At 68.8% G+C, this 15074-nt stretch carries 13 protein-coding genes; 3 read left to right on the top strand and 10 right to left on the bottom strand.

Translation table 11 applies throughout. The features are described 5' to 3' along the window. Window positions 1-43 precede the first annotated feature (43 nt). Genes ACESMR_RS23045 through nuoE form a run of 7 tightly spaced genes read right to left on the bottom strand, consistent with a single transcriptional unit; the run spans window position 44 to window position 7941 of the window. On the bottom strand, window positions 44-1552 hold the full coding sequence (locus tag ACESMR_RS23045) for an NADH-quinone oxidoreductase subunit N (RefSeq protein ID WP_373049490.1): 1509 nt from the start codon (window positions 1550-1552) through the stop codon (window positions 44-46). 18 nt (window positions 1553-1570) lie between these two features. Next, window positions 1571-3250, bottom strand: coding sequence for an NADH-quinone oxidoreductase subunit M (locus tag ACESMR_RS23040; RefSeq protein WP_373049489.1), 1680 nt, complete (start codon window positions 3248-3250; stop codon window positions 1571-1573). 9 nt (window positions 3251-3259) lie between these two features. Continuing rightward, window positions 3260-5287: an NADH-quinone oxidoreductase subunit L gene (gene nuoL / locus ACESMR_RS23035; RefSeq protein WP_373049488.1), complete on the bottom strand. Its 2028-nt coding sequence runs from the start codon at window positions 5285-5287 to the stop codon at window positions 3260-3262. 28 nt (window positions 5288-5315) lie between these two features. Beyond that, a complete protein-coding gene (nuoK, locus tag ACESMR_RS23030; RefSeq protein ID WP_373049487.1) occupies window positions 5316-5624 on the bottom strand; it encodes an NADH-quinone oxidoreductase subunit NuoK in 309 nt (102 codons plus the stop codon). 2 nt (window positions 5625-5626) lie between these two features. Next, window positions 5627-6151 (bottom strand): NADH-quinone oxidoreductase subunit J, encoded by a 525-nt coding sequence (locus ACESMR_RS23025; protein ID WP_373049486.1) that lies wholly within the window; start codon window positions 6149-6151, stop codon window positions 5627-5629. Next, on the bottom strand, window positions 6148-7473 hold the full coding sequence (gene nuoF / locus ACESMR_RS23020; RefSeq protein ID WP_373049485.1) for an NADH-quinone oxidoreductase subunit NuoF: 1326 nt from the start codon (window positions 7471-7473) through the stop codon (window positions 6148-6150). Before nuoF ends, ACESMR_RS23025 begins: the two co-directional genes overlap by 4 nt. 3 nt (window positions 7474-7476) lie before the next feature. Then, window positions 7477-7941, bottom strand: coding sequence for an NADH-quinone oxidoreductase subunit NuoE (nuoE, locus tag ACESMR_RS23015; RefSeq protein ID WP_373049484.1), 465 nt, complete (start codon window positions 7939-7941; stop codon window positions 7477-7479). 456 nt (window positions 7942-8397) lie between these two features. Here nuoE and ACESMR_RS23010 point away from each other — a divergent pair, with 456 nt between their 5' ends. Beyond that, window positions 8398-9525, top strand: a complete 1128-nt coding sequence (locus tag ACESMR_RS23010) for a hypothetical protein (RefSeq protein WP_373049483.1) — start codon at window positions 8398-8400, stop codon at window positions 9523-9525. Window positions 9526-9600: 75 nt separating this feature from the next. On the opposite strand, the gene ACESMR_RS23005 is transcribed toward ACESMR_RS23010, so the two are convergent. After that, entirely contained in the window at window positions 9601-10953 is a 1353-nt protein-coding gene (locus ACESMR_RS23005; RefSeq protein ID WP_373049482.1) for a neutral/alkaline non-lysosomal ceramidase N-terminal domain-containing protein, read from the bottom strand. A 147-nt stretch (window positions 10954-11100) separates the two neighbouring features. Between ACESMR_RS23005 and purF the strand changes: the two genes are divergently transcribed. Together purF and ACESMR_RS22995 are read left to right on the top strand one after the other, a co-directional pair. After that, a complete protein-coding gene (purF, locus tag ACESMR_RS23000; RefSeq protein ID WP_373049481.1) occupies window positions 11101-12501 on the top strand; it encodes an amidophosphoribosyltransferase in 1401 nt (466 codons plus the stop codon). 93 nt (window positions 12502-12594) lie between these two features. Further along, on the top strand, window positions 12595-13722 hold the full coding sequence (locus ACESMR_RS22995; RefSeq protein ID WP_373049480.1) for a hypothetical protein: 1128 nt from the start codon (window positions 12595-12597) through the stop codon (window positions 13720-13722). Window positions 13723-13856: 134 nt separating this feature from the next. On the opposite strand, the gene ACESMR_RS22990 is transcribed toward ACESMR_RS22995, so the two are convergent. Further along, on the bottom strand, window positions 13857-14330 hold the full coding sequence (locus tag ACESMR_RS22990) for an FBP domain-containing protein (protein ID WP_373049479.1): 474 nt from the start codon (window positions 14328-14330) through the stop codon (window positions 13857-13859). Window positions 14331-14534: 204 nt separating this feature from the next. Further along, window positions 14535-14846 (bottom strand): hypothetical protein, encoded by a 312-nt coding sequence (locus ACESMR_RS22985; RefSeq protein WP_373049478.1) that lies wholly within the window; start codon window positions 14844-14846, stop codon window positions 14535-14537. Window positions 14847-15074: the final 228 nt, after the last annotated feature.

Below are 15074 nucleotides of genomic sequence, written 5' to 3'. Positions count from 1 at the left end.
GGCCGCCGGCGCGCTTGCGATCGTCAGGCTCGTCCGGTGCGGATCAACCGCCGCCGAGCGCGAGGGCCGAGGCCCGAACGGTCTCGCCGATCAGGCCGGGCAGCACACCGAGGAGCACGGTGCCGACGGCGGCCACGGCGAGGGCGATGGCCATGTTGGGCCGGGTCGCAGGCGCCACGCCGACCGAGGGCTCCGGCTCGCGCATGTAGAGGTAGACCACCACGCGCAGGTAGTAATAGACGCCGATCACCGAGGTGAGCACACCGAAGATCGCCAAGCCGTAGAGCTTGGCGTCGATGGCCGCCTTGAAGATCCAGAGCTTGCCGACGAAGCCCGCGGTGGGGGGAATGCCCGCCAGCGAGAGCATGAAGATCGCCATGGCGAGCGCGAGGCCCGGATGCGACTTCGCCACACCGGCGAAGCGATCCAGGTCCCAGCTCATCGGGCCCTCACCCTCGAGCCGCTCGAGGGCGGCCACCACCGCGAACGCGCCGACGCCGGTGAAGGTATAGGCGGCCAGGTAGTAGAGGATGCCGGCGCTGGCAGCTGCCCGGGCAGCCGGGTCCTGCGCCGCGGCGACGCCGACGAGCAGATAGCCCGCGTGGGCGATCGACGAGTAGGCGAGGAGGCGCTTCACGCTCCGCTGCGGCACCGCGAGGAGGTTGCCCACCAGCATGGTGATCACCGCGAGGACCGCGATCACCTCGCCCCAGCCCACGCCGATGGTGCCGGCCTGCGAGGCGGAGCCGAAGCCCACGGTGAGCACGCGGAGCAGCGCGGCGAAGGCCGCGGCCTTCACGCCCACCGCCATGAAAGCGGTGACCGGGGTCGGCGACCCCTCGTAGACGTCCGGCGCCCACATGTGGAAGGGCGCAGCCGCCACCTTGAAGAGGAAGCCAGCCGCCACCAGGGCGAGGCCGGCGCCCATCAGCACGGAGAGGTCGCCGACCCGCGCCAGATCTGCAAGCGAGGTCTTGCCACCGGACGCGCCGTAGACCAGCGCCGCACCGTAGAGATAGATCGCCGAGGAGAAGGCGCCGAGGATGAAGTATTTGAACGCCGCCTCGGCGGGACGGGTGCCGCGGCGCATGTAGGCTGCCAGCGCGTAGGTGGCGACCGACATGATCTCGATGCCGATGAAGATCGAGAGCAGGTCGGTGCTCTGCGCCAGCAGGATCATGCCCGAGGCGCCGAACATCGCGAGCGCGTAGAACTCGCCGCGCTCCGCGCGACGGGCCTGGAGGAAGGCAGCGGCGACGAGCGAGGAGATGGCGAGGCCGACGCAGACGATCACGGCGATCACGCCGGCGAAAGGATCGCTCACCGCGAAGGCGCCGCGCGTCGCGGTCCGAAGGATCGGGAAGGCCTCGGAGGTGATCATCGGGATCGCCGCGATACCCGCGAGCACCGAGGTCACCACCGTGAACCAGGCCTGGTAGCCGCGCTTGTCCGATTCCTGGAAGACCTCGAGCATCAGCAGGACCATTCCGCCGAGGACGAGGAGGATCACCGGTGCGAGCGCGAGGATGTCGGCAAGATTGAACTGGGGCATCGCTGTACCTTGCTCGCTTTACGGCTGCGTGGGGACGACCGGTCGGACGCCCTGCGGGAGAAGGTTGTTTCCCGGCTGGAGCGGCCGGGCCCGCGGCAGGATCTCGAGGCGCTGCTGGCCGGGCCGCATCGGCAGGCGCACCGGCTGCGCCACCACCGGCGTCGCCGAGGCGGGCAGGTCACCGGCGAGCTGCGGAGACGTACGCTCCATCAGGCCGACGAAACGCTCCACCGAGGGGCGGGCCAGGTCGAGGAAGGGCGACGGGAAGAGGCCCATCACGAAGATCAGGGCGACGAGCGGCGCGAGGATCAGCCACTCGCGGACGGTGAGGTCCTGGATGTGGCGGTTCTCTTCGCGCTTCACTTCGCCGTGGTAGACGCGCTGGTACATCCACAGCATGTAGACCGCGCCCAGGATGACGCCGGTGGCTGCAACCGCGCCCCACCACGGACCGCCCGGCAGCTTCGACCAGAACGTCCCCGAGAGGATGAGGAACTCGCCGACGAAGCCGTTGGTGCCGGGGAGGCCGATCGACGACAGGGTGACGATGAGCCACACCGCGGCGAAGGCCGGGATCACCTTGGCGATGCCGCCGTAGTCGGAGATCAGGCGGGTGTGCTGCCGCGCGTAGATCATGCCGACGAGGAGGAAGAGCGCGCCGGTGGAGATGCCGTGGTTGAGCATCTGGTAGACCGCGCCGGTGACGCCTGCGGTGGTGAAGGCCACGAGGCCCAGCATCACGAAGCCGAGGTGGGCCACCGAGGAGTAGGCGATCAGCTTCTTCATGTCCCGCTGCGCCATGCACATCAGCGAGCCGTAGACGATGCCGATCACCGCGAGGAGCGCGATCAGCCAGCGGAACTCGAAGGTGGCCTGCGGGAAGAGCGGGAAGGCGAACCGGTAGAAGCCGTAGGTGCCCATCTTCAGCATGACGCCTGCGAGCACCACCGAGCCGGGGGCCGGTGCCTGCACGTGGGCGTCGGGCAGCCAGGTGTGCAGCGGGAACATCGGCACCTTCACCGCGAACGCCAGGGCGAACGCCGCGAAGAGCCACATCTGCACCTCGGGAGCCATCCGGAGGGCGAGCATCGCAGCGTAGTCGAAGCTGCGGGTGCCACCCTGCTCACCGGTGAGCCAGTACATGTAGATGATCGCGATCAGCATCAGCAGCGATCCGACCATCGTATAGATGAAGAACTTCACCGCGGCGTAGATGCGGTTCTCGGACCCCCAGATGCCCACGATGAGGAACATCGGGACGAGCATCAGCTCCCAGAAGACGTAGAAGAGCACCATGTCGAGGGCGATGAGCGCGCCCAGCATGGCGGTCTCGAGCACCAGGGCCGCGACCGCGAACTCCTTCTGCCGGAAGGTGATCGTCTGGCTCGCGGAGGCGATGACGATCGGCATCAGGAACGTGGTGAGGAAGACGAGCAGCAGCGAAACGCCGTCGACGCCGATGTGGTAGCTGATCCCGAGGGACTCGACCCAGGGGATGTTCGACTCGAGCTGGAAGGCAGCGGTCGACGCGGTGTCGAACTGCCCGAGCAGAAGCAGGCTGATCAGGAAGACCACGACCGAGCACCAGAAGGCGATGCTGCGGCCGAGCTTGCCGTCGGGGACGGCGAGCACCACCAACCCGCCCAGCAGGGGCAGGAAGGTGATGATCGTGAGGAGGTTCGCGAGAGCGCCGGTCACGAGCTGCTCCTAACCGAGGAAGACCCAGAGGATCGCAACCGCAGAAACCGCCATCACCACGGCGTAACGCTGGACGTCGCCGTTCTGGAAGTAGCGGAAGATCTGCGCGATCCAACCGGTGATCATCGCGGTGCCGTTGACGAGCACCTTGTCGATGGCGAAGGAGTCGACCACCTGGTAGAGGACGCGGGCGGTCCCCTTGAGCGGGCGAACAATGACGAGGTCGTAGAACTCGTCGACGTAGAATTTGTTGGCGAAGGCCGAGTAGAGGCCGGGAGCGCCCTGGGCGAGCTTCGCGGGGGCGCCGCGGCCGGGCCCGAGGTAGAGGTACCAGGCGATCCCGAAGCCGATCCACGCGACGATCAGCGCGACGATGTAGCCGCCGAGCATCTCGCCGAAGCCGTGGGACTCGGGGAGCGGCGGTGCCTGGATGGCGAGCTGCTCCGCCGCGAGGGTGTAGGTCTTCGCGAGGTTCTGCCGCGCCGGCTCGAAGACCGGGGCGAGGAAGCGCTCGAAGCGCGCGCCGCCGAGGAGCGGGAAGCCCCACACCGCAGCGCCGACCGCGAGGCCTGCCAGCACCCAGAGCGGACCGGTCATCGCCGGCCCGGACTCGTGGGCGTGGTGGTGGATCATGCCGCGCCGCTCACCGTTGAAGGTGAGGTTGAACATGCGCCACATGTAGAAGGCGGTGGAGAGCGCGGCGAGGAGGGCCACCACGTAGAGCGCCGTCGGGACCCAGGAATACCAGGGGTTCGGGTTGACGTGCGCCGCGTGGATGATGGCGTCCTTCGAGAAGAAGCCCGAGAGCGGCAGGATGCCGGTGATGGCGATGGTCGAGATGCCGAACGTCGCCCACGTGTGCCACATCTCGTGGCGGATGCCGCCGAACTTCCGGATGTCGGTCTCGTCGTTCATGCCGTGCATGACAGAGCCGGCACCGAGGAAGAGGCAGGCCTTGAAGAAGGCGTGGGTCACCAGGTGGTAGATCGCCGCCCACCACGCACCGACGCCGACGCCGATGAACATGAAGCCGAGCTGCGACACCGTCGAGTAGGCGAGGACCTTCTTGATGTCGTTCTGGGCGTAGGCCATCAGCGCCGCGAAGATCGCGGTGAGAGCGCCCACGATCGCCACCACGGTCATCGCGGTCGGCGTGTAGACGTAGAGGAACGAGAGCCGGGCGATCATGTAGACGCCGGCGGTCACCATCGTCGCCGCGTGGATCAGGGCCGAGACCGGCGTCGGACCTGCCATCGCGTCGGGCAGCCAGACGTAGAGCGGCAGCTGCGCGCTCTTGCCGGTGGCGCCGACGAAGAGGAGGAGGCAGGCGACGGTGAGCACCGCGCCGACGGTCCAGCCGCTCCACAGGCCGCCGCCGAGGACTGCGCCGGGAAGCACCCGGGCAGCGGCAGCCTGCAGCTCCACGAAGTCCACCGTGCCGAAGAGGCCGATGAGCGTGAAGACGCCGAGGAGGAAGCCGAAGTCACCGATGCGGTTGACCACGAAGGCCTTGCGGCCGGCGTAGGCCTTGGTGTCGTCGGTATACCAGAAGCCGATGAGCAGGTACGACGCGAGACCCACGCCTTCCCAGCCCACGAACATCACGATGAGGTTCGCGCCCAGGACGAGCGTCGACATCATGCCCACGAAGAGGTTGAGGTAGGCGAAGTAGCGCCAATACCCCTCGTCGTGGCTCATGTACTCGGTGGAGAAGAGGTGGATGAGGAAGCCGACGCCGGTGACCACGCAGATGAGCGTGGCCGAGAGCCGGTCGACGGCGAACGCCATCTCCACGGGGATGTCGCCGATGGTGAACCAATGCCACCACAGCTCTTCGATGCGCTGCGAGCCGCCGAAGCTGACTTCATAGAGCGCGAGCGCCGACACGACGAACGCGCCGAAGATCACGCCGAGCGCGATGAGATGAACGTTGGCCCGGCCCAGCCGCTTGCCGAGCAGGCCGTTGATGGCCGCGCCGATCAGTGGCAGCAGGACGATCCAGTGGAGGGCGTTCTGCAAGCCCAGGGTAGGATCCATCGGAGAAATCTCCCTCGGTCGTCCGGGGTCAGTACTTGAGGGCGTCGACTTCGTCGACGTTGATCGTGTTTCGCGTCCGGAAGACCGCGATCAGGATCGCCAGGCCAATTGCCGCTTCCGCTGCAGCCACCGCAATCACGAAGAACGCGATCGAGTGCCCCGCGGCGTCGTTCAGGTTGCGGGCGAAGGCAAGGAAGGTGACGTTGGCTGCGTTGAGCATCAGCTCGACGCCCATGAAGATCAGCAGGGCGTTGCGCCGGATGAGGACCGCGGCCAGGCCGATGGCGAAGAGCGCGGAGGCGAGCGCCAGATAGTGAGCGAGCGGTACGGTGTTCATGCTCAGATCTTTGCCTTGGCGACGACCACCGCGCCGACGATGGCGACGAGGAGGAGGATGCCCGTCGCCTCGAAGGGGAGGATGAACTGGGTGAAGAGGATGCGCCCGACGCCGACCACCTCGCCGAAGTTCGCCGCGAGCTGCGTCGGCATCTCCTGGTTCGGAAGCCCCTCGAACACGGTGTACGAGAGCATCCAGAAGACGAGGGCGACCGCTCCGCCGACCACCGCGCCCACCGTGATCCTCTGCTTGCCCATCTCCGCTTCGGTGATGTTCAGCAGCATGATCACGAAGAGGAAGAGCACCATGATGGCGCCGGCGTAGACGATGATCTGCAGCGCGGCGAGGAGCTCCGCCGAGAGCAGCACGTAGATGGCCGCGATCCCGAAGAACGTGAGCACCAGGCTCATCGCCGCGTAGACCGGGTTGCGGGAGAGGATCATCGTGAAGGCGCCCGCCAGCGTGAGGATCGCGAGCGGGTAGAAGATCACGCCTTCGGCGACGGCTGCGGCGAGAAGCGGCGTCATGCGCGGACCCCTTCGTCGGCGAGGATGCCGAACGGGTGCGGGAACGGGCAGCGGTGCTCGTTGATGTGCTGCTCGAACTCGGCGCGGAACTTCTGGACGAAGGAGTGGACCGGCAGGGCCGCTGCGTCGCCGAGGGCGCAGATGGTGGTGCCGAGACCGATCGGCGGATAGGGCGCGATCGAGTTCACCACGGAGAGGAGCAGGGTCAGGTCCTTGGGCTCGCCCTGTCCTTCCTCGATCTTGCGGAGGATGCGCTCCATCCACGGCGTGCCTTCGCGGCAGGGCGTGCACTGGCCGCAGCTCTCTTCCGCGTAGAACTTCGAGATGCGCCAGAGCGCCCGGACCATGCACGTCGACTCGTCCATCACCACGATGGCGCCGGAGCCGGCCATGTTGTCCTTGGCCTTGAGCGCCTCGAACTCCGCCCACACGTCGAGTTCGTTCGCTGCGAGCACCGGCGCCGAGGAGCCGCCGGGGATCACGGCCTTGACCTTGCGGCCGCCGGGAACGCCACCGCCGTACTCGGGCTTGTGGATGATGTCGAGGAAGCTGGTCTGCATCGGGATCTCGTAGACCCCGGGCTTCGCCACGTGGCCGGAGATGCTGATCAGCTTGGTGCCGCCCGACTTGTCGGTGCCGAGCTTCGCGTAGGCGTCGGCGCCCATCTGGAAGATGGTGGGCAGGGTGTTGATCGTCTCGACGTTGTTCACCACGGTGGGCGCGCCGAATAGGCCCTTCACCGCGGGGAACGGCGGCTTGAGGCGCGGCCAGCCCTTCCAGCCCTCGAGGCTGTTGAGCAGCGCGGTCTCCTCGCCGCAGATGTAGGCGCCGGCGCCGCGGTGGACGTAGACGTCCAGGGCCCAGCCCGAGTCGAGCACGCTCTTGCCGAAGATGCCGGCGGCGTAGCACTCCTCGATCGCCTTCTCGAGGATCTCCGCCTGCTCGAGGTACTCGCCGCGGATGTAGATGTAGCAGGTGTGGACGCCGAGGGCCCACGACGCGATGGCGATGCCTTCCATCAGCGAGTGCGGGTCCTGCTCGATGATGAGCCGGTCCTTGAAGGTGCCGGGCTCCGACTCGTCGGCGTTGATGCAGAGGTACTTCGGCCCCTCGACGTTGGGGACGAAGCTCCACTTCATGCCGGTGGGGAAGCCCGCGCCACCGCGACCGCGGAGGTTGGACTTCTTGACCTCGGCGGTCACGTCGGCAGGCGCCATCTTGAGAACCCTGTTGAGGCTCTCCATGCCGCCGTGCTGCTTGTAGAACGCGAGGCTCCGGCTGTCGGGCTGGAACCAATTCTTGGTGAGGAGCCGCTCGGCCATGTCTTACGCCTTCTTCGGGGCCTGCTTGCGCAGGTCCTCGATGAGCTGATCGGCCTTCTTGAGGGTCATGTTCATGTGGAAGCGCGAGTCCACCTGGAGCACCGGGGCGTTACCGCAGGCGCCGAGGCATTCGAACTCGCGCAGGGTGAACATGCCGTCCTTCGTGGTGTCGCCCATGTGCACGTCGAGCTTCTGCTCCAGATGCTCGATGAGGGGCTCGGCACCACGCAGGGAACACGAGATGTTGGTGCAGACGTCGATGACGTGCTTCCCCTTGGGCTGCAGGAAGTACATCACGTAGAAGGTCGCCACCTCGCGCACGCGCTCGGGCGTCGACTGGCACTTCTCGGCGACCTGGATCATCGCCTCGGGCGGAACCCACCCGACGAGATCCTGGACGAGATGGAGACCGGGAAGAATGGCCGCAGCCTTCCGGCCCTCGGGGAAGCGGGCGAGGTACTTCGCCATCCCCTCATCGAACTGCTTCTGCTGGTCTGCAGTGAACGGCGCCGCCATTTTGGACACACCTTGACCTGTCGTCGGGGCCGGTAAAAAAGGCGCACAAGATCGTCGCGAGGCGCTTCGTTGTCAAGCGAAACCTTGCCCGATCCGAGGGAGGCCGAAAACGGCGCAAACCCCGGAAAATGCGGGGTTTGCAGCGATGTCGCAGCGCCTGTCCGGGGGGCGGAAGGCAGGTGTCGACCAGCGACACGACGATCGGACCGGCTGGCGGCGCCGCGACGGCGCGATCGCATCGGTGATCCGGCGGCGCCCGCGGTTTTTCGTGGCGGAAAGCCGGGGCCGTGCCGCTGCGCCCCTGTGATTCCGCCCACTTGCGCAGCCACCTTTTCTGGCAGGGCCCTTGCTCCACGACGGAGCGGACGCCGGCCGCAGTCCGGTCGGGTCCAGGGAGGGATGAGATACATGGATCGTTTGAACAACCCACGCCTGGCGCTCTTCGGGACGGCGCTGGCTGCGCTGCTCCTCTTCGGCTTCGACGGCGGCAGCTGTGACGGTGGCGGGGTGCCGCCCAATGGTGGCACCGAGCAGCCGGTCCGCGGCGACGAGTGCCCCGGCGTGCTCTGCGACGTCTGGTGCGAGTACGGCCACGTCCCCGACGAGAACGGCTGCCCGACCTGCGCCTGCAACGAGGCGCCCGCCGCATGCCAGCCGGTGACCTGCGAACTCTGGTGCGAATACGGCTTCGCCCGCGGCCCCGACGGCTGCGAGGTCTGCGCGTGCAACCCGGGCCGCGAACCGGTTCCCGGGGACCACTGCACCGGTCTCGACGAGCGGAGCTGCAACGCCACCTCCGGCTGCCTCGGCATCTACGGCGACGACGAACCGGGCTGCGCCTGCCCGGAGTGTGATCCGAACGATCCCAACTGCCCGCCGTGCGATTGCGACGACCACGGTGACGACGACGGCCGTGACGACGAGTGCGTCTGCAGCCCCTGCCCCGATGGCGTCGAGTGCATCTGCGACTGCCCGACCACGCCGGTGGAGGGCGGCTTCCTCTACTGCGTCCTCGATCGTCCCTACCAGCCGGGCCCGCCGCCCTGCTCCAGCGATGCCGATTGCGGCCCCGGGATGATCTGCGAGACCCGGGAGGTCGACTGCACCACCAACGCGGACGGCTCCACCGACTGCGCCGGCTCGAGCCACGGCGGCGTCTGCATCCCGGCGCCGGCGGCGTGTGATCCCGCCTGCGGCGAGGGGCAGGCCTGCGTGCAGGAATGCGCGTGCGACACCGATTGCCGCGACGAGGATTGCGCCGGTGCCTGCTACTGCCGGTCGACCTGCGTCGACGTCGACCCGCCGCGGCCCCCCGGCGAGCCCTGCAACACCGACGCGGATTGCGGCCGCGGCGGCGCCTGCGTGGAGTTCGCCAGCTGCACCGCGATCGGTTGCCCGGAGGGCGGCTTCTACTGCGTCTATCCCGACGACGGTGGCGGCGACCTCTGTGAGCTCGCGATGCTCGGCAGGGACGGCGTCTGCTACGGCCCCGACGGCAGCGTCGTGGAGCCGGCGTGCTGCGGCGCGCGAGGTTGAGGGCGGGTAGGGCCACGCACCTTCGGTGAGTGGGGGCGCCGCTCCGGCATCCGGGCCGGAGCGGCGCTCGTCGTTTCAGGGCGCCGCTGCCTGGGTCGCGTCCCTGGCGACCGGCACCGGCAGCGCCGCGGTGGCGGCCTCAGCCGCCCGGACCACCCGCGGCGTGAGCGCCTCGCCGAACCAGGCGTTGTGGGCCGAGGTGGTGCGGCGCTCCATCTCCCGCTCGCTCACGCAATAGCTCGTGTAGCCCTGCGCGACCCCGACCACCCTGCCCCGCAGGCCCCGCGCCGCCGCAGCCCGCTCGAAGAGCGGCGCGGTCGCGCCCAGCGGCTCCGCCGGCACGCCGACCAGCGCGAGGTCGCCGAGCTGGAAGGCCATCGCCCGGGCGGTCCGCGGCGCCGTCGGCGCCGCGAGGTTCGAGGCGAGCCGCCCCAATCCCTCCGGCACCATGCCCGCCACGTCCGCAGGGGGCAGGTCGAATTCCACCTCGGCGCAGGCGAGCGCCACCGGTCCCTCCTGCGCCACGAGGGGGATCGCCCCCACCCGCTCGGCGATCGTCTCGCCGAAGAGGAGCGCCCGGATCGCGCCCTTGCCCGGCGAGGCGGCGCGGGTCGGGCGGGCGTCGCCCACGGCGCCGGGGAGCACGAAGGCCACCCCGCCCTGCTCCTCGAGCCGCTCCATGGTGAAGCCGGGCCAGTCGCCGGCGGGCCCCACCTTGCGGGGATTGAGGGTCGGGTGCGCCGAGAAGCGGGCCAGCGTCGCCACCATCTTGCCGTCGGGGCGCTGCAGCGCCACCCGGGTGATCCGCTGATCCACCGCCTCGCCCTTGTGATCGCGGTTGGAGGCGAGCCCGGCGCCGAGGGCCTCGCCGGTGGCGAGCGTCGCCGGGGCGAGCTCCGCCCGGGCTGCCACCAGGGAGGCTTCCACCGCCTCGAGGATCGCCCGCTCCACCGCCGGGTCGTAGCGACCGAGAACGAGCTGGGGCAGGAACGCCTGGTCGTAGCCGCCCGGGCCGGAGTGGGTGTGGCTCGCCACCACCAGGGCGCAGGCGGCCCCTTCCGCAGCGGCCCGCTCCTGCACCGCGTGGGCGAGGGGCTCGGGCAGGGTGAGCAGCTCCACCAGCACCACCGCGGTGCGCACGCCGCCGGCCTCGAGGAGGAGCGAGCGGGCGTAGAGGGGCGTGGACGGTTCCTTCGGCGAGCGGCCGAAGGCCTGGTAGCCGGCGAGGACGACCTCCGGCGGCAGGGCGATCGGCGCCCTGCCCGCCCCGGCGAGCAACGCGCCCCTGCCACCGGCGCTGGCCACCAGCCGCGGCGGCGCCTCCTGCCGCCCCGCGCGCAGATCGAGCCCAGCCGCCGCGGCCACCAGGCCGAGGAGGAAGAGGACGACCAGGCGGGCTGGGTTACGGAGAGAAAGGAGGGCGTTCACGGGGTGACGAAAGGCTGGCGCTGCGGTGCCGGTTGGGCGTATCACGGGCCCGCCCCGGTCGGCCAGACGCGGGACCGGGGCCCCGCCAAATTCGCGCGCTCGCAGTCGGGCGAAATTTGCCGCCACCCATCGTGTTCTGGATTGCGCATGTTCGACAAGCTCAAGGAAGAATGCGGCGTTTTCGGTATCTGGGGTGCGCCCGAAGCGGCGAACCTCACCTACCTCGGCCTGCACGCCCTGCAGCACCGCGGGCAGGAGGGTGCCGGCATCGTCTCCAACGACGGTGTCTCCCTCCACATGCACAAGGATCTCGGCCTCGTCGGTGACATCTTCGGGGCGAAGGTCCTCGAGCGTCTTCCGGGCGAGGCGGCGATCGGCCACGTGCGCTACTCCACCGCAGGTGGCGGCGGGATCAAGAACGCCCAGCCCTTCGCGGTGCAGACGAGCACCTGCCCCCTGGCGATCGCCCACAACGGCAACCTCGTGAACGCGGACTCGAAGCGCCGCCTCCTCGAGGAGCAGGGCGCGATCTTCTTCTCCTCGTCGGACACCGAGGTGGTCCTCCACCTGGTGGCCCGCCGCCCCGAGGCCGTGCTCCACGAGCGGATCTCCGCGGCGTTGCGCGAGGTGGACGGCGCCTACTCGCTCCTCTTCATGAGCGACGAGCAGCTCATCGGCGTGCGGGATCCCCACGGCTTCCGCCCGCTCATCCTCGGCAAGTTGAAGAACGCCTTCGTGCTCGCCAGCGAGACCTGCGCCCTCGACCTCATCGAGGCGGAGTACATCCGCGAGATCGAGCCGGGCGAGATGGTGGTGATATCGAAGGAGGGCCTGCAGTCCTTGCGGCCCTTCGAGCAGGTGGCCGCAGCCCGCTGCATCTTCGAGCACGTCTACTTCGCCCGCCCCGACTCGGTCCTCTTCGGCCAGAGCGTCTACGCCACCCGCACCCGGCTCGGCGCCCAGCTCGCCACGGAGCATCCGGTGGAGGCGGACCTGGTCATCCCGGTGCCCGACTCCGGCGTGCCCGCGGCGATCGGCTACGCCGCCGCGAGCGGCATCCCCTTCGGCATGGGCCTCGTGCGCAGCCACTACGTGGGCCGCACCTTCATCGAGCCCTCGCAGTCGATCCGCCACTTCGGCGTGAAGCTGAAGCTCAACGCGCTGGGCAACGAACTCAAGGGCAAGCGGGTGGTGGTGATCGACGACTCGATCGTCCGCGGCACGACCTCCCGGAAGATCGTGAAGATGCTCCGGAACGCCGGCGCGAAGGAGGTGCACCTGCGCATCTCCAGTCCGCCCACCGCGTGGCCCTGCTACTACGGCATCGACACGCCGACCCGGCAGGAGCTCATCGCCTCCTCGCACTCGACCGACGAGATCACCAAGTACGTGACCGCGGATTCGCTGGGCTACCTGAGCACCGGTGGTCTCCACGATGCGGTGGGAAGCCGCGGCGAGGGCTACTGCGACGCCTGCTTCACCGGCAACTACCGGGTGCAGTTCCCCAAGGACGAAGAGAAGCGCAGCCTGCGCGTCCTCGAGGCCTGAACCTGCCGTAAAGCCCCAATATCAGACGGTTCTCGGAGGCGGCCCGGACGAAAGTTCCGGCCGCCTTCGCCGTTCGGGGCTATCTCTTCCGACGTGAGCGACGGAAGCCCGACGGTCCTCCGGGGCCGCATCCTCTGCTATCGCATCTTCGACGTGGGCGATCAGATCGACCTCGATCGCGCCGAGCAGACGCTGATCGAGACGCCCGGCAAGAAGCGCGCGAAGCTCTCCCGCGAGGGAGCCGAGTCGCTGGCCTTCACCTCCCCGCCCCTCGACGTGGGGCTGGGAAAGCGGAGCCTGGCGCTGCCGAAGGTCGCCCGCACCATCGAGTGCGACGTCGCTGCGCGCTTCTTCGACTTCGCGGCGATCTCGGTCCTCTTCGAGGTGCCGATCCCGCCGGGCACCAGACTCTCCGAGATGCTGCCCCTCTGCGACGAGCTCTACGACACGCCGGTGCTCGAGCAGCACGCGCGCCTGGAGCTCGATCCGCTCCTCGACCGGCTGCGCTCCACCATCGAGGGGACCCACGCCTGGCCCGGGGTCGAGACCTATACGGTGATCTTCGTCGAGGAGCTGGAGGGCAGCCCCAGCGCGCGGGAGGTGCTGGCTACCCCGGGGCTGGGGAAGCTGCTGCTCGGCGAGACCAGCCCCAAGCGCCTCGCCAGCGAGGAGCGCGGCGACGTGCTCAAGCACGCCTACAGCTATTTCGACGACGACCTCGCGGTCATCGATTGGAACAGCGCCTTCGTCCTCGAGCCCTCGGGGAGCCGCGACATCCCCGACATCCTCGAATTCGCCACCTCGCAGCTCCTGGAGCTCCGCTACTACGACGACCTCCTCGACGTGGAGCTCAACGGAATCTACGACGAGGTCGAGGAGGCGGGCGGCAGGTGGTGGGCGCTCTTCTGGAGTCCCTACGGCGCGCTGGCGCGCAAGGTGATGCGGCAGCTCCTCGAGGTGACCGAGTTCACCGAGCGGGTGGAGAATTCGCTCAAGGTGATCGGCGACTTCTACCTGGCGCGGGTCTACCGGGCGGCGGTGCGCAGGTTCCGGCTGCCGTCATGGCAGGAGAGCGTCGGCCGCAAGCAGACGCTGGTGGCCCAGGTCTACGCCCTGCTCAAGGGTGAGATCGACATGCGTCGCAATACGCTCCTCGAGGCGGCCATCGTGCTCCTCATCGTCTTCGACATCGTGATGGCCTTCTGGCCCGGGGCGAAGTGAGGCGCCGTACGCAGCGCTGAGAAATGCGCCTGCGTTCATAGCCCTGGCTGCGGGGCGGACGACCGAGGAGGATCTGGCGGGCTCGATTCGTCGCCACCTCGTTCGGCGACGAGGACGCGGCCCCCGGCCACGGATCAACCGGCGTGGGCCGTGTCGAGCCCCAGGGCCTCGTTCGCGAAGCGGGCCATGCGCTCCACCACGCGGCGCTTTGCCTCCGCGGTGTCCCTGCCGGCGAGGTCCCCGGCCTCCTCGACGCGCTCACGGCAGCCGAGATCGCGGCAGACCACCACGCCGACCCGGCGCCTGGCGCTCTCCTCGGCGAGGAGGAGGCCGATCTCGTCGGGGCCGCCGTACGAGTGGCACCAGTTGCACATGTGGCTGACGCCGCCGGCACCGCGGGCGTTCGGGCGGCGGAAGATCAGGCCGCGGGGCTTGTGCGTGTCCGGGTCCTCGTAGACGAGGTAGATGCGCGCGCCACCGGTCTCCAGCCAGGCGCGGTAGTCGCGCACCAGTAGCGGATAGGTGGCCTCGTCGGGGAGCTCGAAGAGGCGCAGATCGAGCGGGCGGAACGCCTCCATCAGCTCGTGCGCGTTGCGGATCAGCAGCATCCATCCTCCGGTGGCGTACCGGGTCGGAACAGTCGGCAGGCGACGTGATTTCCCCTCATCGCCCACCAAGGAGCGCGTACGAATTCTGCGTGAGGCCACTCGCTCCCGTTCACGTCCGGGCTGCTCACCGCATCGCAGCGTCGCAGGCCGCGCTGCTCGTGTCCGACGGTTGGGTTGATGAGAACCTAGACCACGGTTCCCCGTTCAATCCTCACCCGGGTCCTCGCTCCAACCCCTGCCTTCGACCCAGCGAACGGCCCGGCCGCCCCTGGCCTCGATGAGGCCTTCGTCCCCAGCGCGGAGCCCGTGCGCCCACTGTCCGAAGCCCGCCTCGGCCACCGAGGCCGTCTCGAGATGCGGATTGTCCAGGGAGCGCAGAAGCGCCTCGCGACTCCTGCGAGCGAGCTCCTGCTCAACGGCCTCCGTAATGAAACGGGTGCGGCTACGCTCGACCCTGTCGATCCGTTCGACCAGTTCGGCAGGCAGGGTCACCGTCACACGCTCGCTGGCTCCCATCGGCTCCTCCGCAGGCTCGGCGCGCTGAAAATCCTACTACCGATCCATCCCGAGTGCTGGCGCCGGCACGACACGTAGAAGGGAGCGTTCGGCCTGCCTGGCAACGCACTCCACGACTCCCGGACTCCAAATCGGGATAGGGGCCGGCAGTTTTCTGCTGCCGGTCCCCTCCCACACCACCGGACGTGCGGGTCCGCATCCGGCGGTTCGGTTGGTTGAGGTGCTACG

Origin of the sequence: Vulgatibacter sp. (genome assembly GCF_041687135.1) — a bacterium.
GTDB lineage: Bacteria > Myxococcota > Myxococcia > Myxococcales > Vulgatibacteraceae > JAWLCN01.
Note: the sequence above shows the minus strand (reverse complement) of the source record. Positions and strands in the feature narration are given on the sequence as shown.